23 protein-coding genes are annotated in these 25,879 nt (G+C 76.4%); 5 read left to right on the top strand and 18 right to left on the bottom strand.

The features are described 5' to 3' along the window. Positions 1 to 13: 13 nt before the first annotated feature. The 11 genes from nuoI to BM048_RS07075 all read right to left on the bottom strand — a co-directional run bounded on the left by nuoI (position 14) and on the right by BM048_RS07075 (position 12,878). A complete protein-coding gene (nuoI, locus tag BM048_RS07125; protein ID WP_090031838.1) occupies positions 14 to 823 on the bottom strand; it encodes an NADH-quinone oxidoreductase subunit NuoI in 810 nt (269 codons plus the stop codon). Beyond that, entirely contained in the window at positions 820 to 2,217 is a 1,398-nt protein-coding gene (gene nuoH, locus BM048_RS07120) for an NADH-quinone oxidoreductase subunit NuoH (protein ID WP_090031837.1), read from the bottom strand. Before nuoH ends, nuoI begins: the two co-directional genes overlap by 4 nt. Beyond that, the gene (locus BM048_RS18710) at positions 2,214 to 5,156 is read right to left on the bottom strand and encodes an NADH-quinone oxidoreductase subunit G (protein ID WP_090031835.1); all 2,943 of its coding nucleotides are present in this window, start codon (positions 5,154 to 5,156) and stop codon (positions 2,214 to 2,216) included. Before BM048_RS18710 ends, nuoH begins: the two co-directional genes overlap by 4 nt. After that, positions 5,156 to 6,493, bottom strand: coding sequence for an NADH-quinone oxidoreductase subunit NuoF (nuoF, locus tag BM048_RS07110; protein ID WP_090031832.1), 1,338 nt, complete (start codon positions 6,491 to 6,493; stop codon positions 5,156 to 5,158). Before nuoF ends, BM048_RS18710 begins: the two co-directional genes overlap by 1 nt. Further along, positions 6,493 to 7,536, bottom strand: coding sequence for an NADH-quinone oxidoreductase subunit NuoE (gene nuoE, locus BM048_RS07105; RefSeq protein ID WP_090031830.1), 1,044 nt, complete (start codon positions 7,534 to 7,536; stop codon positions 6,493 to 6,495). Before nuoE ends, nuoF begins: the two co-directional genes overlap by 1 nt. Continuing rightward, positions 7,533 to 8,897, bottom strand: a complete 1,365-nt coding sequence (locus BM048_RS07100) for an NADH-quinone oxidoreductase subunit D (RefSeq protein WP_090031827.1) — start codon at positions 8,895 to 8,897, stop codon at positions 7,533 to 7,535. The genes nuoE and BM048_RS07100 overlap by 4 nt, the downstream gene beginning before the upstream one ends. Then, positions 8,897 to 9,637, bottom strand: a complete 741-nt coding sequence (locus tag BM048_RS07095) for an NADH-quinone oxidoreductase subunit C (RefSeq protein ID WP_090031826.1) — start codon at positions 9,635 to 9,637, stop codon at positions 8,897 to 8,899. The genes BM048_RS07100 and BM048_RS07095 overlap by 1 nt, the downstream gene beginning before the upstream one ends. Then, positions 9,634 to 10,185 carry a NuoB/complex I 20 kDa subunit family protein gene (locus tag BM048_RS07090; RefSeq protein ID WP_090031824.1) on the bottom strand — a complete coding sequence of 184 codons (552 nt, stop codon included), beginning with the start codon at positions 10,183 to 10,185 and terminating at the stop codon, positions 9,634 to 9,636. Before BM048_RS07090 ends, BM048_RS07095 begins: the two co-directional genes overlap by 4 nt. A gap of 58 nt (positions 10,186 to 10,243) precedes the next feature. Next, a complete protein-coding gene (locus tag BM048_RS07085; protein ID WP_090031822.1) occupies positions 10,244 to 10,606 on the bottom strand; it encodes an NADH-quinone oxidoreductase subunit A in 363 nt (120 codons plus the stop codon). A 37-nt stretch (positions 10,607 to 10,643) separates the two neighbouring features. After that, positions 10,644 to 11,951, bottom strand: coding sequence for a geranylgeranyl reductase family protein (locus tag BM048_RS07080; RefSeq protein ID WP_090031821.1), 1,308 nt, complete (start codon positions 11,949 to 11,951; stop codon positions 10,644 to 10,646). Positions 11,952 to 12,182: 231 nt separating this feature from the next. Beyond that, a complete protein-coding gene (locus BM048_RS07075; protein ID WP_090031819.1) occupies positions 12,183 to 12,878 on the bottom strand; it encodes a demethylmenaquinone methyltransferase in 696 nt (231 codons plus the stop codon). A 148-nt stretch (positions 12,879 to 13,026) separates the two neighbouring features. On the opposite strand from BM048_RS07075, the gene BM048_RS07070 reads away from it, so the two are divergent. Beyond that, complete coding sequence (locus tag BM048_RS07070) at positions 13,027 to 14,319, top strand: isochorismate synthase (RefSeq protein WP_090031818.1); 1,293 nt, start codon at positions 13,027 to 13,029, stop codon at positions 14,317 to 14,319. 62 nt (positions 14,320 to 14,381) lie between these two features. On the opposite strand, the gene BM048_RS07065 is transcribed toward BM048_RS07070, so the two are convergent. The 5 genes from BM048_RS07065 to BM048_RS07045 all read right to left on the bottom strand — a co-directional run bounded on the left by BM048_RS07065 (position 14,382) and on the right by BM048_RS07045 (position 20,161). Next, entirely contained in the window at positions 14,382 to 14,795 is a 414-nt protein-coding gene (locus BM048_RS07065; protein WP_090031816.1) for an SRPBCC family protein, read from the bottom strand. Next, a complete protein-coding gene (locus BM048_RS07060; RefSeq protein WP_090031815.1) occupies positions 14,792 to 15,196 on the bottom strand; it encodes a DUF2200 domain-containing protein in 405 nt (134 codons plus the stop codon). The genes BM048_RS07065 and BM048_RS07060 overlap by 4 nt, the downstream gene beginning before the upstream one ends. 203 nt (positions 15,197 to 15,399) lie before the next feature. Next, the gene (locus BM048_RS07055; RefSeq protein WP_090031812.1) at positions 15,400 to 17,052 is read right to left on the bottom strand and encodes a S1C family serine protease; all 1,653 of its coding nucleotides are present in this window, start codon (positions 17,050 to 17,052) and stop codon (positions 15,400 to 15,402) included. 136 nt (positions 17,053 to 17,188) lie between these two features. Continuing rightward, positions 17,189 to 19,069 (bottom strand): 2-succinyl-5-enolpyruvyl-6-hydroxy-3-cyclohexene-1-carboxylic-acid synthase, encoded by a 1,881-nt coding sequence (gene menD / locus BM048_RS07050; RefSeq protein WP_090031810.1) that lies wholly within the window; start codon positions 19,067 to 19,069, stop codon positions 17,189 to 17,191. Between the two features lie 63 nt (positions 19,070 to 19,132). Beyond that, entirely contained in the window at positions 19,133 to 20,161 is a 1,029-nt protein-coding gene (locus BM048_RS07045; RefSeq protein WP_090032104.1) for an o-succinylbenzoate synthase, read from the bottom strand. Positions 20,162 to 20,299: 138 nt separating this feature from the next. Here BM048_RS07045 and BM048_RS07040 point away from each other — a divergent pair, with 138 nt between their 5' ends. Continuing rightward, positions 20,300 to 21,265 carry a 1,4-dihydroxy-2-naphthoyl-CoA synthase gene (locus BM048_RS07040; RefSeq protein WP_090032102.1) on the top strand — a complete coding sequence of 322 codons (966 nt, stop codon included), beginning with the start codon at positions 20,300 to 20,302 and terminating at the stop codon, positions 21,263 to 21,265. Between the two features lie 18 nt (positions 21,266 to 21,283). Here the strand turns inward: BM048_RS07040 and BM048_RS07035 are convergent, their stop codons facing one another. After that, positions 21,284 to 22,423: a DUF3048 domain-containing protein gene (locus BM048_RS07035; RefSeq protein ID WP_239078971.1), complete on the bottom strand. Its 1,140-nt coding sequence runs from the start codon at positions 22,421 to 22,423 to the stop codon at positions 21,284 to 21,286. Positions 22,424 to 22,670: 247 nt separating this feature from the next. On the opposite strand from BM048_RS07035, the gene BM048_RS07030 reads away from it, so the two are divergent. Then, positions 22,671 to 24,020 (top strand): AMP-binding protein, encoded by a 1,350-nt coding sequence (locus tag BM048_RS07030; protein ID WP_239078970.1) that lies wholly within the window; start codon positions 22,671 to 22,673, stop codon positions 24,018 to 24,020. Positions 24,021 to 24,075: 55 nt separating this feature from the next. Next, entirely contained in the window at positions 24,076 to 24,948 is an 873-nt protein-coding gene (locus BM048_RS07025; protein WP_090031807.1) for a 1,4-dihydroxy-2-naphthoate polyprenyltransferase, read from the top strand. Here BM048_RS07025 and BM048_RS07020 read toward each other — a convergent pair. Continuing rightward, positions 24,941 to 25,330 carry a DUF4229 domain-containing protein gene (locus BM048_RS07020; protein ID WP_239078969.1) on the bottom strand — a complete coding sequence of 130 codons (390 nt, stop codon included), beginning with the start codon at positions 25,328 to 25,330 and terminating at the stop codon, positions 24,941 to 24,943. The genes BM048_RS07025 and BM048_RS07020 overlap by 8 nt on opposite strands. Positions 25,331 to 25,422: 92 nt before the next feature. Between BM048_RS07020 and BM048_RS07015 the strand changes: the two genes are divergently transcribed. Further along, positions 25,423 to 25,839, top strand: coding sequence for a PLDc N-terminal domain-containing protein (locus BM048_RS07015; protein ID WP_090031804.1), 417 nt, complete (start codon positions 25,423 to 25,425; stop codon positions 25,837 to 25,839). Positions 25,840 to 25,879 lie beyond the last annotated feature (40 nt).

Genomic DNA, 25,879 nt, shown 5'->3' with positions numbered 1-25,879 from the left:
GCCGCGAGCGCGCTCACCGCGAGCCCTGCTTCGTGGCCGCCGCCGCCGTCGCCTGGACGGCCGCCGCCGCCGGTCCCGGCGTCCACCGGGGCTCGTCGCCGGTGTACCCCGGCAGCGTCGGGTCGTCCGGACGGTGCTCGGCCACCCACGCGACCTGCTCCGGCGTCGTGCCGGTGACCTCGCCCCGGTAGTACTCCGTGTCCGTCGTGCCGTCCACCATCGGGTGCGGGGCGCGCAGCATCCCGTCGCGCAGGGGGGCCAGGAGGTCCTCCTTCTCGAAGATGAGCCCGGCGCGGGTCGGCCCCGTGAGCTCGTACTCGTTCGTCATCGTCAGCGCGCGCGTCGGGCAGGCCTCCACGCACAGCCCGCAGAAGATGCAGCGCAGGTAGTTGATCTGGTAGACGCGCCCGTACCGCTCACCGGGCGAGTACTGCGCGTCCGGGGTGTTCTCCCCGGCCTCGACGTAGATGGCGTCGGCGGGGCAGGCCCACGCGCACAGCTCGCACCCGATGCACTTCTCGAGGCCGTCGGGGTAGCGGTTGAGCTGGTGGCGCCCGTGGTAGCGCGGCTTCGTCGGGACCTTCTCCGACGGGTACTGCTCCGTCACGGTCGGCTTGACCATGTTGGCGAGCGTCACGCCGAAGCCGCCGACCGGGGCCAGGGCCCGCGCGAGGGGCCCCCGCGGGGGGATGGCGGACCGGTAGCCGTCGCCCTCCGCCGGCCGGGCGACCTCACCGCCGCCGGCGGGTCGCCGGGCGGGGGTGGCGCCGGTACGGCGCGCGCCGTCGCCCCGCGGGGCGGGGCGCTGCGTCGGGTCGGTCACGGGGACACCTCCTGCGTCGGGGACTCGTCGGTGGGCCGGTCGGCGGGGTGATCGGCGGAGCGGTCGGCGGCGCGCTGACCGGAGGGGCCGGCCGCCGGGGCGGCGGCCATGGCCCGGGCGCGCCGCGGGGACGGGGGCAGGGCCTGCCCGGGCAGCGGCGGCACCGGGTAGCCGTCGGCGAACGGGTCGACGACCTGCGGCCCCCGGCGCCGCGGCGGCTGGGGGCGCTTCGCGTCGGGCCACACGAGAGCGACGACGAACACCACCGCGAAGACCCCGGCGATCCCGAACAGCAGCGTGCGCAGGTCCACGTCGACGAACTGCCGCAGACCCTGGACCACCGCGACGCACACGACCCAGACGAGGGCGACCGGGATGAGGACCTTCCAGCCGAGCTTCATGAACTGGTCGTACCGGAACCGCAGCACGGAGCCGCGGATCCAGACGAACAGGAACATGAAGCCCCACACCTTGGCCAGGAACCACAGCACGGGCCACCAGCCGGTGTTGAGCACCCCGTCGCCGACGAGCGACAGCGGCCAGGGCGCACGCCAGCCGCCCAGGAAGAGCGTGGTGGCGACCGCCGAGACGTTGAGCATGTTGATGTACTCGGCGAGGAAGAACCACGCGAACTTCATCGACGAGTACTCCGTGGTGTACCCGCCGACGAGCTCGCCCTCGGCCTCGGGCAGGTCGAAGGGCAGGCGGTTCGTCTCCCCCACCATCGACACGACGTAGAGCACGAACGCGGGCAGCAGCGGCAGCAGCCACCAGACGGGCCGCTGCGCGTCGACGATCTGCGAGGTCGACATCGACCCCGACATGATGAAGACGCTCACCAGCGACAGGCCCATGGCCAGCTCGTAGGAGATGACCTGCGCCGTCGAGCGCACCCCGCCGAGCAGCGGGTACGTCGAGTTGGACGCCCACCCGCCGAGCACGATCCCGTAGACGCCGACCGAGGCGCACGCGAGGATGTAGAGCACGGCGACCGGGAAGTCCGTGAGCTGCAGCGGCGTCAGCACGCCGAAGATGCTCACCTCGGGCCCGAACGGGATGACCGCGAGCGTGAGCAGGGAGCAGAACACCGCGATCATCGGCGCGAGGACGTAGACGAGCTTGTCCGCCGCACGGACGGTGACGTCCTCCTTGACCAGCAGCTTCATCGCGTCGGCCAGCGACTGCAGGAGCCCGAACGGCCCGTGGACGTTCGGCCCGGGCCGCACCTGCATGCGGGCGACGACGCGTCGCTCGAACCAGATCGCGATGAGCACGCTCGTCAGCAGGAACGCGACGATCCCGACCGCCTTGAGCACCCAGACCCACCAGGTGTCCTGGCTGAAGTCCGCGACGACGGGGGCCACCGCCCCGCCGGTCGCCGCCAGCACGCTCATGCCCGCTCCTCACCCGTGCCGGTGACGGGCCCGCTCGTGCTGCCCGTCGCGTACCCGCTGGTCCGGCCCGTGGGGGCGGTGCCCGCGGTGCTCGTGCCGTCGGCACCGCCGTCGACGAGGCCGGCGTCGCCCCCGACGCGACCCGTCACGGCCGGCCGGGCGGCCGCACCCGCCGACGGCCCCGCGCCGGCCGCGGACGCGGCCGCGAGCGCCACGAGGTCCCCCGCGTCCGCCCGCAGGGCCGCGCGCACCGGGCAGCCGGGCGCGTTCGTCGGGAGCCAGACGACGTGGTCCGGCATGGCCGTGACCACCGCGGGCAGGGTCAGCGACCCGGCCGCGGTGGAGACCGTCAGCGGCTCGCCGTCGGCGACCCCGGCCGCCGCGGCCGTGGCGGCCGACAGCCGTGCCACCGGACGTGGGGCCGTGCCGGCCAGGTGCACGTCGCCGTCCTGCAGCCGGCCCGCGTCGAGCAGGCCGTGCCAGGTGGCGAGCAGGGCGTGCCCCGCGGGGACGGTCACCGGCTCGGCGGGCCGCTCGTCGGGTGCCGAGGCCCGGCCGCCGTCCCAGCCGCCGAGGACGTCGAGCTCGGCGTGCACGTCGGCCAGGCTGCGCAGGCCCAGGTCGACGCCCATCGCATCGGCGAGGGCGTGCAGGACCCGGTGGTCGGGCAGCGCGGTGGACACGAGGGCCTGGGGGAACGGCCGCGGCCGGCCCTCCCAGGTGACGAAGGTGCCGGCCTTCTCGACCGGGGGCGCCACGGGCAGGACGACGTCCGCGAGCTCCGTGACCGCCGAGGCGCGCACCTCGAGGGAGACGAGGAACGGCACGGCGGCGAGGGCCTCCAGCGCCGCGGCCGGGTCCGGGAGGTCGCCCGGGTCGACGCCGCCGACGAGCAGCGCGCCGAGCTGACCCGCCGCCGCGGCCGCGAGGATCTCCCCCGTGCTGCGGCCGGGGGTGGACGGCAGGGTCGGCACGCCCCAGGCCGCCGCGACGTCGACGCGGGCGCCGGCGTCGGTGACCACCCGGCCGCCGGGCAGGAGACCGGGCAGGGCGCCGGCCTCGACGCCGCCGCGCTCCCCCGCGCGCCGCGGGACCCACGCCAGGCGCGCACCGGTGCGGGCCGCCAGCCGCAGCGCCGCGGACAGGCCACCACGGACGCCGGCCAGCCGCTCGCCGACGAGCACGACCGCGCCCGGCTGCGCGAGCAGCTCCGCGGCCTCCGCCAGCCCCTCGTGCCGGGCACCCGCCGCGATGCCGTCGAGCACCTCGGCCTCGGTGCCGGGCGCCGCGGGCAGGAGGGTGCCGTCCAGGCGCTGCAGGCCGCGCGAGGCCCAGGGCGCCACCGACAGGACCCGCGCCCGTCGCTTCGTCACCTGCTCCCGCAGGCGCAGGAAGAGGATGCCGCCCTCGTCCTCGGCCTCGAGCCCGGCGAGCAGCACGACGGGCGCCGCGGCCACGTCGGCGTAGGTCACCTCGAGCGTGCGGCCCGCGACGGCGTGCGCCAGGAAGGCGGCCTCCTCCGCGGAGTGCGGCCGCGCGCGCAGGTCGACGTCGTTGGTGCCCAGGACGACGCGGGCCGTCTTGGCCCAGGCGTACGCGTCCTCGAGGGTCAGGCGGCCGCCGGGCAGCAGGCCGACGCCGCCGGTCGGGCGCGCGACGGGCTCGTCGCGGCCGGTCAGGCGGCTGGCGACGCGGTGCAGCAGGCCCGGCTCGACGCCCTCGGGCTCCTCCACCGCGGCGAGCGCCGCCGAGAGCCCCTCCGCGGCGACGTCCAGCGCCTCCGTCCAGCTCACGGGCTCGAGCGGGCCGCGCGTGCCGTCGGCGTGCCGGGTGCGCACCATCGGCACGGTCAGCCGGTCCGGGGCCGCCTGCCAGCGGAACGCGAAGCGGTCCTTGTCGGTGAGCCACTCCTGGTTGACCGTCGGGTCCTCGGCCGCGAGCCGCCGCAGGACGACGCCGCGCCGGTGGTCGACGCGGATCGCCGACCCCGAGGAGTCGTGCTCGGCGATGCCGGGCGTGGACACGAGGTCGAAGGGCCGCGACCGGAACCGGTACGCCGCGCTCGTGAGGGCCCCCACCGGGCAGATCTGCACCGTGTTGCCGGAGAAGTAGGAGGAGAAGGGGCGGCCGCTGGCGTCCGGCAGGCTCACGCCGACGGGTCCGTCAGGGGAGACGACCGCCTGCGCGTCGGCCTCCGTCGTCGACGGGACCGCCTCCCCGCCCGGCACGACGTCCCCGGTGCCGGGGTCCGGCGCGAAGTCGAGCACGCGGGTGTCGAAGGTGCCGATCTGCTGGCGCGCGCCGCGCATCTGCAGGTCGATGAAGACGTCCCCGGCGATCTCCTCGCTGAAGCGCGTGCAGCGCTGGCACAGCACGCATCGCTCGCGGTCCAGCAGGATCTGCGTCGAGATCGCGATGGGCTTGGGGAACGTGCGCTTGACGTCGACGAAGCGGCTCGTCGCCCGGCCGTTGCTCATCGCCTGGTTCTGCAGGGGGCACTCGCCGCCCTTGTCGCAGACGGGGCAGTCGAGCGGGTGGTTGACGAGCAGCAGCTCCATGACGCCGTGCTGCGCCTTGTCCGCCTCCGGCGAGGTGTGCTGCGTGCGCACCTGCATGCCGTCGGTCGCCTCCAGCGTGCAGGAGGCCTGCGGCTTGGGCATCTTCGCCAGGTTCCCGTCGCGCCCAGGCGCCCAGACCTCGACGAGGCACTGCCGGCACGCGCCGGCCGGCGCGAGCAGCGGGTGGTCGCAGAACCGCGGGATCTGGATGCCCAGCCGCTCGGCGGCGCGGATGACCAGCGTCCCCTTCGGGACCGTCGTCTCGACGCCGTCGATCTGGAAGGTGACCGTCTTCTCGGGTACGACCGGAGGGGCCGGGGGCGCCGCGGGCACCAGCGGGGTCCCCGACGCCACGGTCGTGCGCTCGGGCGTCAGCGTCATCAGTGCACCCCTGCCAGCTGGGCCGTGCGCGCGCGGGGCGTGTAGGCGAACCGCGCGGAGCGCTCGGGCGGGAACAGGACGTCGGCGGGCGTGTGCGTGCCGGCCTCGAACTCGTCGCGGAAGTACTGCACGGCGGAGGTGATGCAGCTGGTCGCACCGTCCCCCAGGGCGCAGAACGACCGGCCGAGGATGTTGTCGCACAGGTCGAGCAGGAGCTCGATGTCGGCCTCCGTGCCCTGCCCGCGCTCGAACCGCTGCAGGACCTGCACCAGCCAGTACGTGCCCTCCCGGCAGGGCGTGCACTTGCCGCACGACTCGTGCTTGTAGAACTCCGTCCAGCGGGTCACGGCGCGCACGACGGAGACGGTCTCGTCGAAGATCTGCAAGGCCCGCGTCCCGAGCATGGACCCGGCTTTGCCGACCGACTCGTAGTCCAGCGGCACGTCGAGGTGCTCGGCGGTGAAGATCGGGGTGGAGGACCCGCCGGGCGTCCAGAACTTCAGCTCGTGCCCCTCGCGGACGCCACCGGCCATGTCGAGCAGCTCGCGCAGCGTGATGCCCAGCGGCGCCTCGTACTGCCCGGGCCGCGTCACGTGGCCGGACAGCGAGAACAGGCCGTGGCCGGCGGAGCGCTCCGTGCCCATGCCGGTGAACCACTCCGCGCCGCCACGCAGGATGCCGGGCACCGACGCCACGGACTCGACGTTGTTGACCACCGTCGGCCGGGCGTACAGGCCCGCCACGGCCGGGAACGGCGGCTTGAGGCGCGGCTGGCCGCGCAGGCCCTCGAGGGAGTCGAGCAGCGCCGTCTCCTCGCCGCAGATGTAGGCGCCGGCGCCCGCGTGCACGGTGACGTCGAGCGAGTAGCCCGAGCCGAGCACGTCCTGGCCGAGGTACCCGGCGGCGTACGCCTCCTCGACCGCCTTCTGCAGGCGCCGCAGGACGTGCAGCACCTCGCCCCGGACGTAGATGAAGGCGTGCGCGCACCCGATGGCGTAGGAGGTGATCGCCACGCCCTCGATCAGGTGCTGCGGGCTGGCCAGCATCGTCGGGATGTCCTTGCACGTCCCGGGCTCGGACTCGTCGGCGTTGACGACGAGGTAGCGGGGGCCGCCGTCGGGCGGGGGCAGGAAACCCCACTTCATGCCGGTGGGGAACCCGGCACCGCCGCGTCCGCGCAGCCCCGAGTCCTTGACCGCCTGCACCACCTGCGCCGGCTCCATGGTCAGCGCCCGGCGCAGCCCGCGGTACCCGCCGTGCCGCTCGTACGCGGTCAGCGACCAGGCGCGGGGCTCGTCCCAGTGCGCGCTCAGCACCGGGGTCAGGGTCGTCGGCATCAGCGGTCCTCTCCGGCGGCGCCGGCGCCCGTGCCGGTCCCGCCCTGCGTGCCGGACTCGTCGACGCGGGTCGTCGCCTCGACGTGCTCGGCCCTCTCCTGCGTGGCCGGCGAGGCGTCCGCCGGCGTGGTCACCGGACGCTCCGCGTCGTTGCGCGGCGCCCCGGTGGGGAGCTGGCCGCCGGCACGGGCGGCCGCCTCGCCGTCGGCGCCGCCACGATCCTGGTGCTGGTCCTGGTGCTGGTCCTGGTGCCGGTCCTGGTGCCGGTCCTGCTGCTGGGACCCCTCGCCCTGCCCCGCGGTCGCGCCCTCGTCGCCGAACGCGGGGGCGGTCCAGCCGCGCTCCCGGGCCAGGCGCAGGCCGCGCAGGGTGGCCTCCCCGGCGGCCGGGCCCTCGTCGGCGCGCCCGTCGGGGAACCCCGCCAGGACGCGGGACATCGCCCGGAAGGGCACCACCTCGTCGGCGCCGCGCGTGGGGCGGACCGTCCCTCCGGTCCGGAGCCGGTCGACGAGGGCGGTGGCGGACTGCGGCGTCTGGTCGTCGAAGAACTCCCAGTTGACCATCACGACGGGCGCGTAGTCGCAGGCCGCGTTGCACTCGATGCGCTCGAGCGTGACCGCGCCGTCGGGCGTGGTCTCGTCGTGCCCGATGCCGAGGTGCTCGACGAGCTCCTCCCAGATCGCGTCCCCGCCCATGACGGCGCACAGCGTGTTGATGCAGACCCCGACGGTGAAGTCGCCGTTGGGGTGGCGCTTGTACTGCGAGTAGAAGGTCGCCACCGCGGACACCTCGGCGGTCGTCAGGCCGAGCGTCTGCGCGCAGAAGGCGATCCCGCGGGGGCTGACGTAGCCGTCGACCGACTGCACGAGGTGCAGCAGGGGCAGGAGCGCGGAGCGCTGCTGCGGGTACCGCGCGACGACCTGGGCCGCGTCGGCGGTCAGGCCCGCCAGGGTCGCCTCGTCGTACCCCGTGCGGTGCACCTGCCCCGACGCCCGCCGGGTGGCGGCGTCCGGAGACTGCAGGCCGGTGTCGTCGATCGTCATCGGTCCACCCCTCCGAGCACGGGGTCGAGGCTCGCCACGGAGACGACGACGTCGGCGACCTGGCCGCCCTCGCACATCACCGAGACGGCCTGGAGGTTGTTGAAGGACGGGTCGCGGAAGTGCGCGCGGTACGGGCGCGTCCCGCCGTCGGAGACGAGGTGGACGCCCAGCTCCCCGCGCGGGTGCTCGACGGTCTGGAACACCTGGCCGGCCGGCACGCGGAAGCCCTCGGTCACCAGCTTGAAGTGGTGGATGAGCGCCTCCATCGAGGTGCCCATGATCTCGCGGATGTGCTCGGCGGAGTTGCCCATCCCGTCGGTCCCGAGCGCGAGCTGCGCAGGCCACGCCACCTTCTTGTCCGCCACCATGACGGGCCCGGGGCCCATGGCCTCCAGCCGGTCGCACGCCTGCTCGACGATGCGGGCCGACTGGTGGATCTCCTCCATGCGCAGGCCGATGCGCGACCAGGAGTCGGCCTCGCTGCGGACCGGCACGTCGAAGTCGTAGGTCTCGTAGCCGCAGTAGGGGTTGGCCTTGCGCACGTCGTACGGGAGGCCGGTCGACCTCAGGACCGGGCCCGTGATGGCCAGCGCCATGCACCCGGCCAGCCCCAGGTACCCGACGCCCTGGGTGCGCAGCTTGAGGATGGGGTTGGCGAGCATGAGGTCCTCGAGCTGGCGCACGTACGTGCGCACGCTCCGCAGCGCCGCGCGGACCTCCCCGACCGCACCCGCCGGCAGGTCCTGGGCGACGCCGCCCGGGCGGATGAACGCGTGGTTCATGCGCAGGCCCGTGATGAGCTCGAGGACCTTCAGCAGCTCCTCGCGGGCCGTGAAGCCGACGGTCATGATCGTCGTCGCCCCGAGCTCGTTGCCGCCGGTGGCCAGGCACACGAGGTGCGAGGTGATGCGGTTGAGCTCCATGAGCAGCACCCGGATCGTCGTGGCGCGCTCGGGCACGTCGTCGGTGATGCCGAGCAGCTTCTCCACCGCGAGGCAGTAGGCCGCCTCCTGGAACAGCGGGGCCACGTAGTCCATGCGCGTGCAGAACGTGACGCCCTGGGTCCAGGTGCGGAACTCCATGTTCTTCTCGATGCCCGTGTGGAGGTAGCCGATGCCGGCGCGCGCCTCCGTGACGGTCTCGCCGTCGATCTCGAGCATGAGCCGGAGCACGCCGTGGGTGGAGGGGTGCTGCGGGCCCATGTTGACGACGATCCGCTCCTCGCCGAGGCGGGCCGCCTCCTCGGCGATCGTCGACCAGTCGCCGCCGGACGCCTCGAAGCTGGGGACGCCTGTGGTGTCGTCGTCGACGACGTGGCCCGTGGCGGACGGGCCGCTCGCGGTGCTGCGGGCGGGGCTCATCAGCTGTACGACCTCCGCTGGTCGGGGGGCGGCACGGTGGCGCCCTTGTACTCCACGGGGATGCCGCCCAGCGGGTAGTCCTTGCGCTGGGGGTGGCCGGGCCAGTCGTCGGGCATCTCGATCCGGGCGAGCGCCGGGTGCCCGTCGAAGACGAGGCCGAAGAAGTCCCAGGTCTCACGCTCGTGCCAGTCGGCGCCCGGGTACACCGACGTCACCGACGGCACGTGCGGGTCGTCGTCGGGGGCGGTGGTCTCGACCCGCAGCCGTCGCCCGTGCGTCACCGAGCACAGGTGGTGGACGGCGTGCAGCTCCCGGCCCGTCTCGTTCGGGTAGTGCACGCCCGAGACCCCCAGCGAGAGCTCGAACCGCAGGTCCGGGTCGTCGCGCAGGTGCCGCGAGACCTCGAGCAGGTGCTCGCGGCGCACGTGCAGCGTGAGCTCGCCGCGGTCGACGACCACGGACTCGACCGCCGCGGCGTAGCCCGTGCCGCTCGCGTCGAGCAGCTCGGCCAGGACGTCGACCGCCTCGTCGAACCAGCCGCCGTAGGGGCGCTCGCTCGGTCCGGGCAGGACGACCGGGACGACGAGGCCGCCGTAGCCCGAGGTGTCGCCGCCGTCCTGGGCCCCGAACATGCCACGGCGCACGTCGACGACCTCGAGGGCCGGCCGCCCGTCGGGCCCGGGGGTGCCCTCGGTCGCCGCGGGGCTGCGCTCCACGTCGCCGCCCGGGGTCACGCTCATCGGAGCAGTCCCGTCATGTGGTGCGTGGGCGCGGCCTCCAGGGCGGCGGCCTCCGCCGCCGCGGCGGCCTCGCGACGGTTCACGCCCAGCGGCTCGCGCTGGATCTGGTCGTGCAGCGCGAGGATCGCGTTGATGAGCATCTCCGGCCGCGGCGGGCAGCCGGGCAGGTAGATGTCGACGGGGACGACGTGGTCGACCCCCTGCACGATCGCGTAGTTGTTGAACATGCCGCCCGACGAGGCGCACACGCCCATCGACAGGACCCACTTGGGCTCGGACATCTGGTCGTACACCTGCCGGACGATCGGGGCCATCTTCTGGCTGACCCGCCCGGCCACGATCATGAGGTCGGCCTGGCGGGGCGAGGCCCGGAAGACCTCCATGCCGATGCGCGACAGGTCGTAGCGCGGGGCGCCCGACGCCATCATCTCGATCGCGCAGCAGGCCAGCCCGAAGGTCACCGGCCACAGCGAGCCCTTGCGGAAGTAGCCGACCAGGTTCTCCACCGTGGTCAGCAGGAACCCCGAGGGTGCCTCCTCCAAGCCCATCAGGACCTCCTCGTCCGCCGCACGACCCCTGCCTCCACCCTCGGTAGCCCTCGCGCCCTCAGTCCCACTCGAACCCCCCGCGCCGCCACTCGTAGACGAACGGCACCGTGATGAGGACCAGGAACGCGAGCAGCGCGACGAGCCCGAACCCGGCGAGCTCGGCGAAGCTCACGGCCCACGGGTAGAGGAAGACGACCTCGATGTCGAAGACGATGAACGTCATCGCGACGAGGTAGTACTTCACCGGGAACCGCCCGCCGCCGATCGCGTGCGGCGTGGGGTCGATGCCGCACTCGTACGCCTCGAGCTTGGCGCGGTTGTAGCGCTTCGGGCCGAGCACCGCGCTCGCCGCGAGGCCGCCCAGGGCCAGCACCGCGGCGATCCCCATGAGGACCAGCAGCGGCACGTACGGGTTCGTCATCGTCGACCACCTCTCCTGCGCATCGGGACCGGGACCCTCAGGCCGCCGGTGCCAGGCGGCTCAGCGCCGCGATCGTCCGGTCGGCCCAGTCCCCGCCGTGGGGCTCCCAGCAGTCGCCGAGCAGCTTGAGGACGAACCGCATGAGCGTCGGCCGGGGCAGCCCGTACCGGGTGCACAGCCGCATGACCTCGGGGTGCTCGATGAGCTGCACGAACACCCGGCCGAGCGTGTAGTACCCGCCCAGGTCGTCCTTCATCCGCCGCTCGTAGGCGGCGAACGCCCGCTCGCGTCCTGCCGCCGTGCCGCGCGCGAGGCCCTGGGCGGCGGCGTCGGCGGCCTCGCGGCCGGCGGCGATCGCGTACGCGATGCCCTCGCCGTTGAAGGGGCTCACCATGCCGGCGGCGTCGCCGGTCAGCATGAGGCCGTCGCCGTAGAGCGGGCCGCGGTTGAAGCCCATCGGCAGCGCGGCGCCGCGGACGGGACCGAGCTGGTTCTCGGGCGTGAACCCCCAGTCGGCCGGCACGTGCGCCATCCAGCGCGCGAACAGGTCCTTGTAGTCGACGTGCGTGGCCGTCGGCGTGGAGGCCACCGAGCCCAGGCCGACGTTCGCCGTCCCGTCGCCCAGCGCGAAGATCCAGCCGTACCCGGGCATGAGGTGGGATCGGCCGGGATCGCCGTCCCACAGCTCGAGGTGGCTCTCCATCCAGGCGTCGGCGTGCCGCGGCGTGCCCTCCGGGGTGCGGAAGTACGTACGGACGGCCACGCCCATGGGCCGGTCGTCGCGCCGGGTGCGGCCCAGGCTCGTCGCGAGGCGGGCCGAGACGCCGTCCGCCGCGACCACCAGCGGCGCGCGCAGCTCGACCTCGTCGGCGTCCAGGCGGCGGCCGGCGTCGTCGAGCAGACGGGCGCGGACCCCGACCACGCGGCCCGTGCGCCCGTCGGTGACGGCGCCGGTCACCTGCGTGCGCTCCTGCACCTTCGCGCCCGCCGCCCGCGCGTGCTCGACGAGGAGGTGGTCCAGGCTCATGCGCGAGCGCGCGAGCCCGTAGGACGGGTACGACGAGAGCTCCGGCCACGGCAGCTCGATGCGGTGGCCCCCGCCGACGACCCGCAGGCCGCGGTTGCGGATCCAGCCGTCCTCCTCGCGGAGGGTCACTCCCATGCGCACGAGCTCGGCGACCGCGCGCGGCGTCAGCCCGTCGCCGCAGATCTTGTCCCGCGGGAACGACGCCTTGTCGAGCAGCAGCACGGACAGGCCGGCGGACGCGGCGTGGTACGCGGCGCTGGCCCCCGCGGGACCCGCCCCCACCACGACGACGTCGGCGACGTCCCCTGTCGTGCCCATGAACTGCTCACCTCGTCACGTCGTCGTCACGTCCTGCCCACGGTGCGTCGCTACTGTACGAGCGCAACCCCCGGGTGTCTGCTGAGGCGCACCTAACACGCCCGGACGGATGCCCAGGTGGGGGCGCTGAGCATCGCCGCTCCGACCTGCGTGGCCGCAGGACGGAGGTCCCGGGTGGTGCACGCCCGTGCACCCGTCGCCGGGGGCGCTGAGAGCACGATGAGGCCGCGCTCAGTCCGGCCGGGTCCCGCGGTGCAGGGCGACGATGCCGCCGGACAGGTTGCGGTAGGCCACCGACGTCCAGCCCGCCTCGCGCAGGACACCGGCGAGCGCGCGCTGGTCCGGCCAGCGCTGGATGGACTCCGCCAGGTAGTCGTAGGCCTCGGACTCCCCCGCCACGAGCCGGGCGACCCGTGGCAGCGCCTTGACGAGGTAGCCGCCGTAGAGCGCCCGGAACGGGGCCCACGTGGGCTGGGAGAACTCGCACACGACGACCCGGCCGCCCGGGCGGGTGACGCGCAGCATCTCCTCCAGACCCGCGCGCGGGTCGACGACGTTGCGCAGGCCGAAGGAGATCGTCACGGCGTCGAAGACGCCGTCGGCGAACGGCAGCGCCGTGGCGTCGCCCGCGACGAACGGCAGGTCGGGCCGCCGCCGGTGGCCGACCGCCAGCATGCCGGTGGACAGGTCGCACGGCACCACCCGCACCCCCCGGTCCGCGAGGGGCTCGCTGGAGGTGCCGGTGCCGGCCGCGAGGTCCAGGACCCGCTCGCCCGGCTGCGCGCCGAGGGCCGCGAGCGTGGCCCGCCGCCACAGGCGGTCCTGTCCCAGCGACAGGACGTCGTTCGTGCGGTCGTAGCGCCGCGCGACGGCGTCGAACATCGCGGCGACCTCGTGCGGGTCCTTGTCCAGGGAGGCGCGTGCCATGCGCCCATCATCCCGGCCCGGGGCGGTGCTCGTCGCCGGGTGGTCGGACGCGGGGAGCCGGGGCACTGAGCCGGGGCTGTGGACGGCTCACGAGGTCGTCCTACCACCCGGCAGCCAGCCACCCGGGGAGCACCTACGCTGGCAGGCGATGAGCGCCACCCTCTTCGCCGCGTCGGCCGCGGTCGCGCACCTGCTGGTGCGGACCGTCGCCGTGGACCCCGCCGAGGTGGGCGAGCTCGTGGACCTCGCGCCGCCGGAGGCACCCCTGCTGTGGGTCCGGCGCGGCGACGGGCTCGTCGCCTGGGGCGAGGCGCTGCGCTTCGAGGTCTCGGGTCCCACGCGGTTCGCCGACGCGGAGCGGGCGTGGCAGAGGGCGCTCGACCACGCCATCGTGCGTGACGAGGTGCGGCTCCCGGGGACGGGTCCGGTCGCGTTCGGGTCCTTCGCGTTCGACGACACGTCCGCGCGCGGCGGGGTCGTCGTCGTGCCGCGGGTCGTCGTCGGTCGCCGCGGCGACCGCGCGTGGATCACGACCGTCTCGACCGACGCGCGGCTGGGCGCGGCACCGACGCCCGCGCGTGTGCTGCGGCGGCAGCCGCCGGTGGCGGCGCCCGGCGTGGTCGTCGACGAGGGTCCGCCGCCCGCCGCCTGGGGCGCCGTGGTGGCGCGCGGCATCGCCGCGGTGCGCGAGGGCGAGGTGGACAAGGTCGTGCTGGCCCGCGACGTCCACGTGCGCACCGAGCAGCCGCTGGACCTGCGGTGGCCGCTGCGGCGGCTCGTCGCCGAGTACCCGAGCTGCTGGACGTTCAGCGTCGACGGCCTGCTCGGCGCGACCCCGGAGCTGCTGGTCCGCTCCGAGAAGGGGCTCGTCACGTCCCGCGTGCTCGCGGGCACCATCCGCCGGACGGGCGACGAGGCCGCCGACCTCGCCCGGGCCGCGATCCTCGCCCACTCGTCCAAGGACCTGGAGGAGCACGAGTACGCGGTCGCGTCGGTGGCGCAGGCCATCGCGCCGTCCTGCTCCTCGATCAACGTCCCCGAGGCGCCCTTCGTGCTGCACCTGCCCAACGTCCTGCACCTCGCCTCCGACGTGACCGGTGTGCTGGCGGGCCGGGAGCGGCACCCGACCTCGCTCGCGCTGGCCGCGGCCCTGCACCCGACGGCCGCGGTCTGCGGCACCCCGACGTCGGCCGCGCGCGAGGTCATCCGGCGCGTGGAGGGGATGGACCGCGGACGCTACGCGGGACCGGTCGGGTGGTTCGGCGCCGACGGCGACGGCGAGTGGGGCATCGCCCTGCGGTCGGCCGAGGTCGACCCCGGCGACCCGCGGCGGCTGCGGCTGTTCGCCGGGTGCGGGATCGTCGGCGCGTCGGACCCGGCGGCGGAGGTCGCGGAGTCCGAGGCGAAGCTCGAGCCGATGCGGCACGCGCTGGGGTCCTGAGGCCCGGTCCCGGCGGCCCTCGGCACCACGGTCCGGCGGGCGTCCGCCGGCACGCGGGTGCCTCAGGCCCCGGAGGGGTCCTCGGACTCGACGACCTGCCGCAGGCGCTCGAGGTCGGCGGCGACGAGGGCGGCGTCGCGCTCGAGCTCCTCGTCGGACGCGCCGGGTGGGCGGCGGAGCGTGAACAGGACGTCGCAGCCCCCGTCGGCCGGCACCGCGCGCAGCCCGACGTGCACCGTGTCGCCGGAGGCGGTGAGGACGTCGTGGTCGAGGACTCCGACCTCGTCGGGGGCGGTGAAGCGCACCCGCGCCCACCCGTCGGGCTGCTCGACGAACCAGTCGTCGCCGTCGCGACGGACGGCCCGACCGAGACCGGGCGCCCAGCGCGGCAGGTTCGCGGGGGCAGAGGCGAAGGCGTGCACCTCGGCCACGGGTCGGGCCACGTGGACGCGGAGGTCGCGGACGTCGTCGGTCACGGCGCCACGGTCGCGGTCGGGGCGGCGTCGCGCACGGTGTCGCGCACGGTGCCGGACGACCGGAAGATGGAGGACATCTTCTTGCCGCGGGCGACCTCGTCGACGAGCTTGTCCATCCACCGGATCTGCTGCATGAGCGGGTCCTGGATGTCCTCCACGCGGTGCCCGCAGATGACACCGGTGATGAGGGTGGCGTCCGGGTTCATCGCCGGGGCGCGTGCGAAGAACGTCTCGAGGTCGGTCCCGTCGTCGAGGACGCGCTGCAGGCTGGCCTCGTGACCTGTCAGCCAGCAGATCACCGTGTCGACCTCCGCACGCGTGCGGCCCTTGCGCTCCGCCTTGGCGACGTAGTGGGGGTGGATGCTCGCGAGGCTCGTGGTGAAGATGCGATGCCCGGGCACGAGCCCTCCCCTCCGTCGAGCCGGTCGCGCGCAGGACGCGCAGCAGCGCCTCCCAGGGTAGGACCGCGGCACCGCCCGGACCAGGCGCTCCGAACACCCGTGACCGCGGCATGGGGCTGCCGTCCGGTCCTGCCCGTGAGCCGGGACGCCGGAGGGCGGGTCCCGGAGGACCCGCCCTCGAGCAGTGCCCGTCCCGGTTCGCGTCAGCCCTGGCCCTGCTGCTGCTGGAACCACTCCCACAGCTCCTGCGGGGTCATGGAGTCCGGGTCCGGGGTCGTCTCCTCGCTGCCCGGCGTGACGTCGCCGCCGCCGGAGGTCGGGGTCTCCTCGCGGGCGGCCAGGGTGGCGTCGACGTCCAGCGACGCGCCGTCCCGCACGAGGGTCAGCGTCACCTGGTCGCCGGCCGACAGCTCGCGCACGTAGGCGGTGAGGGACTCGGCGCCGGCGACGGGCTGGTCGTTGATCGCGACCACCACGTCGTCGGCCTGGAGCTCGGCGTCGGCGGCGGGCGACCCCGCCGTGACCTCGACGACCTGCGCGCCGCGGCGGGTCACGCCGTCGGCCGTCGCCGTCGTGTCACGCAGCGAGACGCCGAGGAACGCGTGCTCCGCCGTGCCGTCCTCGATGAGCTGCGACGCGATGGTCTTCATGAGGTTGACCGGGATGGCGAAGCCGAGGCCGACCGACCCGGACTCGCTCGAGAGCGTGGCGATCGAGGAGTTGATGCCGATGACGTTGCCCTCGCCGTCGAACAGCGGGCCGCCGGAGTTCCCCGGGTTGATCGCGGCGTCGGTCTGCAGCGCGTTCGTCACCGCGGCGTCCGCGGAGCTGCCGGTCTCGGACGTGGTGACCGGGCGGTCGAGCGCGGACACGATGCCCGTCGTCACGGTGTTCGCGAGGCCGAGCGGGTTGCCCACGGCCATGACCGGCTGCCCGACGACGACCGCGTCGCTGTCGCCGAGCGCGGCGACCGTGAGGTCGGCCGGCGGGTCGGTGAGCCGCACGACGGCGAGGTCCGTGGTCGGGTCCGTGCCCGCCACCTCGGCCTCGAAGAGGCGGCCGTCGCTGAGGGTCACGTTGACCGCCTCGGCCCCGGACACCACGTGGTTGTTCGTGACGATGTGCCCCTCGTCGTCGACGACCACGCCCGAGCCCTCGGCGCCGCCCTCGGCCGTCTGCACCTGGATGGCGACGACGGACTGCTGCACCGCCGTGGCGACGGCCTCCCAGTCCGGGCTGTCGACGCTCGACGAGCCCGCCGCCGGCGAGCTGCCGGACGCCTGGCCCAGGTCGGCGATCGACGCGGAGCGCGTCCCGGACCCGAGGTCGCCGTCGAGACCCTCGGAGGCCAGCACGGACCCGCCGACGCCCACGCCCGCGGCGAGCAGCGCCGCGAGGCCGACCGGCAGCCACACCCGGCGCCTGCGACGCGTGCGCGGGGCGGGCGGTCCCGACGGCGCGCCGTCACGGAACGGACCGAACGGCGAGGTAGGGGGCGTGCCATCGGCGCCCGCCGCACCGAGGGGGCCCGACGCCTGCGGCGGGAAGGGGCCGTAGCCCTGCTGCGCGTACCCCTGCTGGGTCTGGGGCTGCTGCACCTGCTGGGCGTAGGGCGCGTAGGGCCCGGAGCCGTGCTGGTGCCCGGGGGCCGGCGCCTGCTGCGCACCCCACGGCAGCGGCGCGGCGGACGGGCGGGCCGGGGCCGACCAGGGCTGCCCAGCCGTCTGCTCGCGGGCGCCGGACGGCACGGGCTGCGTCGCGCCCAGCGGCGGGATCGGCTGCGTCTCGTGCTCGGACGGGTGCTGCGCGTCACGGCGCTGGTCGGCGTCGTGCCCGCCCTCGGGGGTGGTGGTCATCGGGTAACCCTCCTTCGTCGGGAGCCATGAGACCCCGCCGATCTGGAGGCTGGCTCCGACGTGCCTGGGAACAGCCTAGGAGTCCGTCCTGAACCTCGCCCGGGCTGGCGCCCTCGCCGACCGACGGGCGCCGGCGTCAACCCTGCAGCGCGGTCGCCACGGCTGCCGCGACGCGCTCACCGAGCGCGCGGCGGTCGACGCGGTCCACGCGGACCTCGACGACCGACACGCCACGGCCCGGCGCGGCCAGCGCGGCGGCGAGCGCCTCGTCGGTGGCGACGCGGACGTGCCGGACGCCGTACCCGGCGCACAGCGCGGCCAGGTCCGCGCCGTGCGGGGTGCCGAAGACCCGCTCGAACGCCGCCGCCCGCGCCGGCTCGCCCGGCTCGAGCGTGCTGAAGATGGAGCCGCCGTCGTCGTACGCCACGACGACCTGCAGGTCCGCCCGACGCTCGAGCGGCCCGGCCAGGAGCCCGCCGACGTCGTGCAGGAAGGTGAGGTCGCCGACCAGGAGCCGTGTGCGCCGGGACGGCAGCCCCAGCGCCACGCCGAGCGCCGTCGACAGCATGCCGTCGATGCCCGCGAGGCCCCGGTTGGCCAGGACCAGCGGGGGGTGGGCCCACCGGGCGACGAGGTCGAGGTCGCGGACGGGGTTCGACGACCCGACCACGAGCACGTCGTCCGGGGCGGACGCGGCGGCGACGGCGCGGGCGACGACCGGCCCGGTCAGGGGCGGCTGCAGGCGGGTGGCCGGCCGGTCCACGGCCGCGGCCGCGTCGAGCACGGCGTCGACCGCGGCGTCGGCCCGCTCCCCCGCCGCCCGCCACGCGTCGAGCCAGGGTGCCGCCGGTCCGGGAGCCGATTCGGGAGCCGGTGCGGGAGCCGGCGCGGGAGCCGGCGCGGGGACGAGCCAGGCGGACGGGACGGCGGGCAGGACGACGGCGGCGCGGCGGGCGGCGTCCGGCCACGGACCGGCGCCGGGGGCGACGACGACGACCTCCACGTCGTGGCGGGCCAGGAGTGCGGAGACCGGGCGGCTGAGCGTCGGGCGGCCGAGGACGACCGCGCGGCGCACACGGCCGCCGAGCCCGGGCGCACCCAGCAGGAGGCGGTACGCGGCCGGGCCGACGTCGGTGCGGCGCGCGCCCGAGGACGGCTCGGCCAGCACCGGCCAACCGCGGGCGCGGCCCAGCTCCACGGCGAGGGGCCCCGCGCCGTCGCCGGCGACGACGACGGTCGGACGGTCGTCGGGCAGGGGGAGGTCGACGGGCGCGACGACGGGGGACGCGGCGACGACGTGCGTGACCCCGGAGCGACCCCGGGGACCCTCGCCCTGGCCGGCGCGCTCGTCGCCGTCCTCGCCGGTCACCGGCCAGGGGGCGCCGGGCGGCGCGAGCAGGGGTTCGCGGTAGGCGAGGTCCAGGTGCACCGGTCCCGGCCAGCCGGTGCGGGCTCCCGAGGCGGCGGCCACGGCCCGGGACGCCAGCGCGCGGAGGTCGTCGTCCTCGCCGGGGCGGCCGGAGGGGGCCGGCACGTCGGCGAGGAGGCGGACCGCGGGACCGAGCAGGCCGGGCTGCTCGGTCGTCTGGTTGGCGCCCGTGCCGCGCAGCTCGTGCGGGCGGTCGGCCGTCAGCAGCAGCAGCGGCACGCCCGCGTGGTGCGCCTCGAGGACCGCGGGGTGCAGGTTCGCCACGGCCGTGCCCGACGTCGTGACGACCGCGACGGGCGGCACCGGGACGCCGGCACCCGCCGACGCCTGCGCCGCCCGGGCCAGGCCGAGGGCCAGGAAGGCCGCGCTGCGCTCGTCGACGCGCACGTGCAGGTCCAGCGCCGGCGCGCCCGCGGGCCGCCGCCCGTCGGGCAGGGTGGTGTCCACGAGCGCCTCCGCGAGGGGCGCGCTGCGGGAGCCCGGTGACAGCACGACGTGCCGGACGCCCAGCCCCGCGAGCGCCGCGAGCAGCACGCGCGCCGCGCGCGGGGCGGGCGGCAGGTCGTCGCCGGGTCGCGTGTCGCTCACGACGCCATCCTCACACCCGGGACCGCGAGCCGATCGCGCCGGCCCGGGCGCGCGGCCGAGGCGTCAGCGCACCGCGGCGATCTCGGCGGCCCGTCGCACCCACCGGCCCTCGAGCATAGGACCCGCGGCGGCCGCCGCGAGGAGCCCGTCGTCCGGCTCCGGACGACGCACGGCGATCGCACCGTCCACCGGCAGCAGCGGCGCGGCCACCACGTCCTGCGCCAGCAGCTGGGCCGTGGCCAGCCCACAGGCGTAGGGCAGCTCGGGCAGCGCGGCCGCGAGCGCGAGCCCCGCTGCGAGCCCGACGGACGTCTCCAGCGCGGACGACACGACGACGGGCAGGCCGACCTGCTCGACGAGGCGCAGGCACGCGCGCACGCCGCCGAGGGGCTGGACCTTGAGCACCAGCACGTCCGCGGCCCCGGCGCGCGCGACCGCCAGCGGGTCCTCGGCCCGGCGGACGGACTCGTCGGCGGCGATCGGCACGGAGGTGCGCCGGCGCACCGCGGCGAGGTCCGCCACCGTGGGGACGGGCTGCTCGGCGTACTCCAGCCCGCCGGCCGCCCGGTCGAGGACCCCCAGCCGACGGACCGCCTCGTCGACGTCCCAGGCCGCGTTCGCGTCGACGCGGACCCGCCCGCCGGGCCCCAGCGCGTCGCGGACGGCCTCGAGCCGGGCGACCTCCTCCGCCAGCGTCTGGCCCCGCTCGGCGACCTTCACCTTCGCCGTCGTGCACCCGCCCGAGCCGGTGACGATGCGGTGCGCCGTCACCGGGTCGACGGCGGGCACCGTGACGTTGACCGGGACGGCGTCGCGCACGGCGGCGGGCCAGCCCTCGTCGGCCGCCTCCCGGGCCGCGCGCCACCAGGCCGCGGACTCCGCCGGGCCGTAGTCCCAGAAGGGGCTGAGCTCGCCCCAGCCCGCGTCCCCGCGCACGAGGACGCCGTCGCGCCGGACGAGGCCACGGAAGCGGGTGCGCAGCGGCACGTCCCAGACGTAGGTGCGCGCGGCGAGGGCGGTGGCGACGGGCCGGGGCCGGCCGGCCGCCGACGCGGCCTCCTGCGCCGCCGGGCGTGCGGGGTCGTCGCTCACGGCCGCCACCCTAGGCTGGCGGCCGTGAGCACGCCGGTCCCGCCGCCCTCCTCCTCCCCCTCGTCGGCGTCCTCGTCGCCGTCCACCTCGACGCCCGACGAGCGCGCACCCGGTCGTCCCGCGCCGACGACGACCCCGCTGCCGGCACGCGTCTCGGAGACGTTCGACCCGGCCCGCTGGCGGTCGGTGCCCGGCTTCGAGGGCCTGACCGACCTCACCTACCACCGCGGGGTGGCCCGGCCCGACGCCGCCGCGGCGGCCGCGGGGGCCACCGAGCGGGACGTGCCGGTCGTGCGCGTCGCCTTCCACCGTCCGGAGGTCCGCAACGCCTTCCGCCCGCACACCGTCGACGAGCTGTACGCCGTGCTCGACCACGCGCGCACGAGCTCCGACGTCGGCACGGTGCTGCTCACGGGCAACGGCCCGAGCCCGAAGGACGGCGGCTGGGCGTTCTGCTCCGGCGGCGACCAGCGCATCCGCGGCCGCGACGGCTACCGGTACACGCACGACCCCGGGGCGCAGACCGCGGAGGGCTGGGACCCGGCGCGCGCGGGCCGCCTGCACGTCCTCGAGGTGCAGCGCCTCATCCGGACGATGCCGAAGGTCGTCGTGGCGCTCGTCGGCGGCTGGGCGGCCGGGGGCGGGCACTCCCTGCACGTCGTCGCGGACCTGACGATCGCGAGCCGCGAGCACGCGCGCTTCATGCAGACCGACGCGAACGTGGGGTCCTTCGACGGCGGGTACGGGTCGGCGCTGCTGGCCCGGCAGGTCGGCCAGAAGCGCGCCCGGGAGATCTTCTTCCTGGCGCGGGAGTACTCCGCCGACGACGCGCTCGCCTGGGGGGCGGTCAACGACGTCGTGCCCCACGCCGAGCTGGAGGAGGCCGGCTGGGAGTACGCGCGGATCATCGCCACGAAGTCCCCGCAGGCGATCCGCATGCTGAAGTTCGCCTTCAACCTGGCCGACGACGGCCTGGCCGGGCAGCAGGTCTTCGCCGGGGAGGCGACGCGCCTGGCGTACATGACGGACGAGGCCGTCGAGGGCCGGGACGCCTTCCTGCAGCGCCGCGACCCCGACTGGTCGGGCTTCCCGTACGCCTACTGACGCGCTCGCGGCCCCCGGTCAGCCGACCTCGATGGAGCCCGTCGTCACGGGCACGAGCTCGATCCACGTGGTCCCCGGCGCCAGCGTCGCCGTCTGCCCGTCGCCCGTGGTGAGGACCAGCGGCGCGGTCGGCTCGGCGCCCTTCGACCACGAGACGGGCACGGTCCGGCCGCCCGTGGCGAGCACGCCCTCGCCGCCGCTGCCGGCCAGGATCGTCTCCGGCACGGGGTTCCCGGCCGGGTCGGTGCCGACGTCCGGGTCGAGCTGCACCGACAGCGCGACGACGTTCGTCGCCGCGAGCCGGGTCCCGGACCGCGCGGTGGCGGGCACGCCCGACTCGGAGCGCAGCCACGTCCCGCTCGCCGCGTCCCAGTCCCACGAGGGCCGCTCGACCGGCGAGAAGGTGGGGACCACGCGGGTCGCCGGCGTGCCGAGGCGCACGGCCGAGGCCGCCTCGGGCGTCCGCGCGAACGAGAGCGGCTCGGCGGGCGGGACCGTGCGGCTCGCGTCGGCCTGCGACCAGAAGGTCGTGGGCGTGCCGTACACGTTGTGCGGCGCGGGGGCGACGCCGCGCTTGCGGTAGAAGCCCGCGTCGCCCGCGTCCATGCTGACGAGCTGGACGCCCGTCGCGCCGATCGCCTGCACGTAGCGCGGCTGCCCGCCGGAGAACGCGAGGAGGCCCCCGAGCGGCGCGTTGATGGCGCCGTCCATCGGGCGGACGGACCGGATGGGGCCGACCTCCTCGGGGACCTGCGAGTGGTAGACGGCGACGAAGCGCGAGATGCCGCCCTCGACGACCTCCTCCCACACCACGTCCGCCTGCTCCAGACCGGTCTGCGGGCGCGCCTGCGTGGAGTTCTCGATCTTCACCGACAGCGCCGGCCGGGCCGCGACCTCCGTGGTCTCGACTCCGGTGAGCGGCCAGCGCGGGGCCAGCGTGGGCGGCGGCGGTGCCGCCTTGGCCGGCTCGACCGGCGCGTCGACGGTGACCGTCGGGGTCGGCGCCGGTGCCGTCGCCCCGGCGGAGCAGGCGGCCGGGGCGAGGACGGCGAGCGCCAGCAGCGCCGCGACGCGCACCCGGCGGCCGCGGCGGCGGGCGGGGGCGGGCGTGGAGGCGGTGCCGGCGGCGGGCGGGCGGCGGACCGGGGTGGGTCGCACGTCGGGCTCCTCGGGGTGCTGGGCCGCACGGGCCGGTCGCAGGCGGGGCGCACGACGCCCGCGACCCCGGGCGGGGCCGGTGTGCATCCCGTGCGCGGGGCGACGCCACGGTACTGCCCGCCCCGCCCGCGACCGCGCACGCGTGCCCTTTCCGTCCCACGCCGTCCGGAAGGTCGCACCCCGCGACCCGCTCCCACGACGGGTGCCGGCGGCGCGGAGCGGGTCCGGCCGCGCCTACGCTGGGCCGGTGAGCCGTCCCCTCCTGCGCGTGCGCGCCGGGGCGGACCCCGCGGCCCCGGGCGCGGGCCTGCCGGACGGGCTGCTCGCGGGCCTGGCCGCGGCGCTGGCCGGTCGCGGGCCCGCGCTGCTGCCGGTCGACGAGGAGCTCCCCCCGGCGGGCGTGCCGGTCGGCCGCGTGCCCGACGAGGTCGCGCTCGCCGTGGCCACCTCGGGCTCCACCGGTGAGCCACGCACGGTCCTGCTGGCCGCCGAGGCGCTCCGGACCTCCGCGCGCGCCACCGCCGACCGGCTGCAGGGGCCGGGGCGCTGGCTGCTGGCCCTGCCGGTGCACCACGTGGCCGGCCTGCAGGTCCTCGTCCGGTCGGTCCTGGCCGGTACGGAGCCGGTCGCGCTGCCGCCGGGCCCGTTCCGGCCGCCGGCGTTCGTCGCGGCGACGGACGCCCTCGTCGGGGACGCGGGGGCGGATGCGGGCGCGGGTACGGGTGCGGGCGCGGGTGCGGCGCGTGCGCCGCTCTACACGTCGCTCGTGCCCACGCAGCTGCGACGCCTGCTCGACGACCCCGCGGCCCTCGACGCCCTGCGCGCCTTCGACGCGGTCCTCCTCGGCGGCGCCGCGCCGCCGGCCCGCCTCGTGTCGGCCGCCCGGACCGCCGGCGTCCCGGTGGTCGTCACCTACGGGATGTCGGAGACGTGCGGCGGCTGCGTCTACGACGGCGTGCCGCTCGACGGCGTCGGCGTGCGCGTCGAGGACCCCGACGCGACGGGTGCCGGCCGCGTGCTGCTGTCCGGCCCGGTCCTCGCCCTCGGCTACGCCCCCGGCACGGCGCCGCACATCTCATCGAGCGCCGCCGCCCGGCCACCGGGCGCCGTCGGTGGCGACCTGCTCCCCCTCGACACCTCCGCCCTCGTGGTCCTCGACGGCGTGCCCCACCTGCGCACCTCGGACCTCGGCCGGTGGCGTGACGGACGGCTCGAGGTGCTCGGCCGGGCCGACGACGTCGTCGTCACGGGCGGCGTCAACGTCGCCCCCGCGGCCGTCGAGCGGGTGCTGGCCGAGGTCCCCGGCGTGGCGGAGGCGTGCGTCGTCGGGGTCCCCGACGACGAGTGGGGTCGGGCCGTCGTCGCCCTCGTCGTGCCGTCCGGCCGCCCGCCCGGGCTCGACGAGGTCCGCGCCGCGGCGGCCGGCGCCCTCGGCCCCGCCGCCGCTCCCCGCGCCCTGCTCCTCGTCGACGCGCTGCCCCTGCGCGGCCCGGGCAAGGTGGACCGCCGCGCCGCCGCGGCGCTCGCCGCCGCGGCCCCGGCGGTAGCGTCCCGCCGGGCACCCGTCCCGCCCACCGCCCAGGAGGACCCCTCATGACCGTCGCGACCGCACCGCGCACCGGCCGGCACCACCCCGTCCGGCGGGCCGCCGCGTGACCACCGCCGCGCAGTGGGTCGCCGGCGCGCGGCCGCGCACGCTCCCGGCGGCCGTCGCCCCGGTGCTCGTCGGCACGGGGGCGGCCGACCACGCCGGCGGCGCGCACCTGGGCCGTGCGCTCCTCGCGGCCGGGGTCGCCCTGGCCCTGCAGGTGGGGGTCAACTACGCCAACGACTACTCCGACGGCATCCGCGGCACCGACGCCGACCGGGTCGGGCCGATGCGCCTCGTCGCCTCGATGACCGCCCGGGCCGTCGACGTGAAGCGCGCCGCCTTCGCGGCCTTCGGGGTGGCCGCGGTCCTCGGGCTGGTGCTCGTGGTCCTGTCGGGGGACCCCTGGCTGGTGCTCGTCGGTGCCGCCGCCATCGCCGCCGCCTGGTTCTACACCGGCGGGAAGCGCCCGTACGGCTACCGCGGGCTCGGCGAGGTCGGCGTGTTCGTGTTCTTCGGGCTCGTCGCCGTGCTCGGCACGACGTGGACGCAGGCGCACGCCCTGCCGCTGCCGGCCTGGCTGGGCGCGGTGGCGATCGGCCTGCTGGCCTGCGCGCTGCTCATGGCCAACAACCTGCGGGACGTGCCGACCGACGCCGTCGTCGGCAAGCGGACGCTCGCGGTGCGGCTGGGCGAGCACCGGGCGCGCCGGGCGTACGCGGCGCTCGTCGTCGTGCCCGTCCTGCTCGGCGCGGCCTGCGCGGTCGTGGCGCCGTGGTCGCTGCTCGTGCTGCTCGCGGGGGTGCCCGCGGTGGCGCTCGCGTCGGTGGTGCTGCTCGGGGCGCGCGGCCGGGCCCTCGTCCCGGTGCTGGCGGGCACGGGGTTCCTCGAACTGGGCGTCGGCCTGCTGCTGTTCCTGGGGCTCGTCGTCAGCTGACCGGCGGCGTCGCGTCGGCGCGCCCGGCGGTGCTCCTGTCGGTGCTCCTGTCGGTGCTCCTGTCGGTGCTCCTGTCGGTGCTCCCGGGGGTCCCCCGGTCCTCGGCGGCCGCGTCGAGGACCGCGTCCTCGGCCTCCGCGTCCCTTTCGGCGGCGCTGCGCTGCTGCTCGTCCCGTCGCCGGCGCGCCCGCTCCTCGTCGCGGCGCTGCAGCCACAGCGCGGCGCCGTCGCGCGGGCCCCGCAGCAGCAGGTAGCTCAGCAGGGCACCGATGACCACGGCTCCGACGGCCGCGAGCCACGGGCTCATGCCGGCCAGGACGAGGGCGCCCCAGGCGGCGGCCACGAGCACGAGGCGCAGCAGGGTGTAGACGAGCACGGGCACGCGCCCAGGGTACGACGGGTCGCTGAGCGCCCGGCGGGACCCCCGGCGGCGCACGGCGAGGCCCGGCGACGCGCCCGGACTACCGTGGGGGCGTGAGCCGCATCCTGCCCGCCCTCCTGGTCGTCGCGTTCACCGTCTACTGCGTCGTGGACGTCGTGCAGAGCGACGAGCGCAGCCGGCGCGGGGTCCCCGCGTGGCTCTGGGTGCTGCTCGTCGTGCTCGTGCCGGTCCTCGGCGGGCTGGCCTGGATCGTGTCCAGCCGGTCGGCGCGCGCGGGCGACGGCGGCCCCGGCGGCGGGGGCGGCAGCCGCCCGCGCCGGCCCGGCGGCCGGCCGGGCGGCGGGCGCGGCCCCGTGGCGCCCGACGACGACCCCGACTTCCTGCGCCGGCTCGACGAGCAGCGTCGTCGGCGCCAGGCCGCCGAGGGCCGGGAGGGCACGACCTCGTCCGGCGACGAGGACGGCCGCGGCCAGGGCACGACGAACGACGGGCCGGTCACCCAGGGCTGAGGCGCGCGGTGCCGCCCGGGGCCGGCCGGTCAGGAGACGG

The organism is Cellulomonas marina, from assembly GCF_900111925.1.
In the GTDB taxonomy this organism is placed as follows: domain Bacteria; phylum Actinomycetota; class Actinomycetes; order Actinomycetales; family Cellulomonadaceae; genus Cellulomonas; species Cellulomonas marina.
This window is presented reverse-complemented; position numbering and strand designations above follow the sequence as displayed.

Excerpts from the sequence above, each read along its gene's own strand:
- nuoH (WP_090031837.1), bottom strand. The coding sequence starts at position 2,217 with ATGAGCGTGCTGGCGGCGACCGGCGGGGCGGTGGCCCCCGTCGTCGCG.
- BM048_RS18710 (WP_090031835.1), bottom strand. The coding sequence starts at position 5,156 with ATGACGCTGACGCCCGAGCGCACGACCGTGGCGTCGGGGACCCCGCTG.
- nuoF (WP_090031832.1), bottom strand. The coding sequence starts at position 6,493 with ATGCCGACGACCCTGACCCCGGTGCTGAGCGCGCACTGGGACGAGCCC.
- nuoE (WP_090031830.1), bottom strand. The coding sequence starts at position 7,536 with ATGACGATCGACGACACCGGCCTGCAGTCTCCGGACGCCGCCACCCGG.
- BM048_RS07100 (WP_090031827.1), bottom strand. The coding sequence starts at position 8,897 with ATGAGCCCCGCCCGCAGCACCGCGAGCGGCCCGTCCGCCACGGGCCAC.
- BM048_RS07095 (WP_090031826.1), bottom strand. The coding sequence starts at position 9,637 with ATGAGCGTGACCCCGGGCGGCGACGTGGAGCGCAGCCCCGCGGCGACC.
- BM048_RS07090 (WP_090031824.1), bottom strand. The coding sequence starts at position 10,185 with ATGGGCTTGGAGGAGGCACCCTCGGGGTTCCTGCTGACCACGGTGGAG.
- BM048_RS07085 (WP_090031822.1), bottom strand. The coding sequence starts at position 10,606 with ATGACGAACCCGTACGTGCCGCTGCTGGTCCTCATGGGGATCGCCGCG.
- BM048_RS07080 (WP_090031821.1), bottom strand. The coding sequence starts at position 11,951 with ATGGGCACGACAGGGGACGTCGCCGACGTCGTCGTGGTGGGGGCGGGT.
- BM048_RS07075 (WP_090031819.1), bottom strand. The coding sequence starts at position 12,878 with ATGGCACGCGCCTCCCTGGACAAGGACCCGCACGAGGTCGCCGCGATG.
- BM048_RS07070 (WP_090031818.1), top strand. The coding sequence starts at position 13,027 with ATGAGCGCCACCCTCTTCGCCGCGTCGGCCGCGGTCGCGCACCTGCTG.
- BM048_RS07055 (WP_090031812.1), bottom strand. The coding sequence starts at position 17,052 with ATGACCACCACCCCCGAGGGCGGGCACGACGCCGACCAGCGCCGTGAC.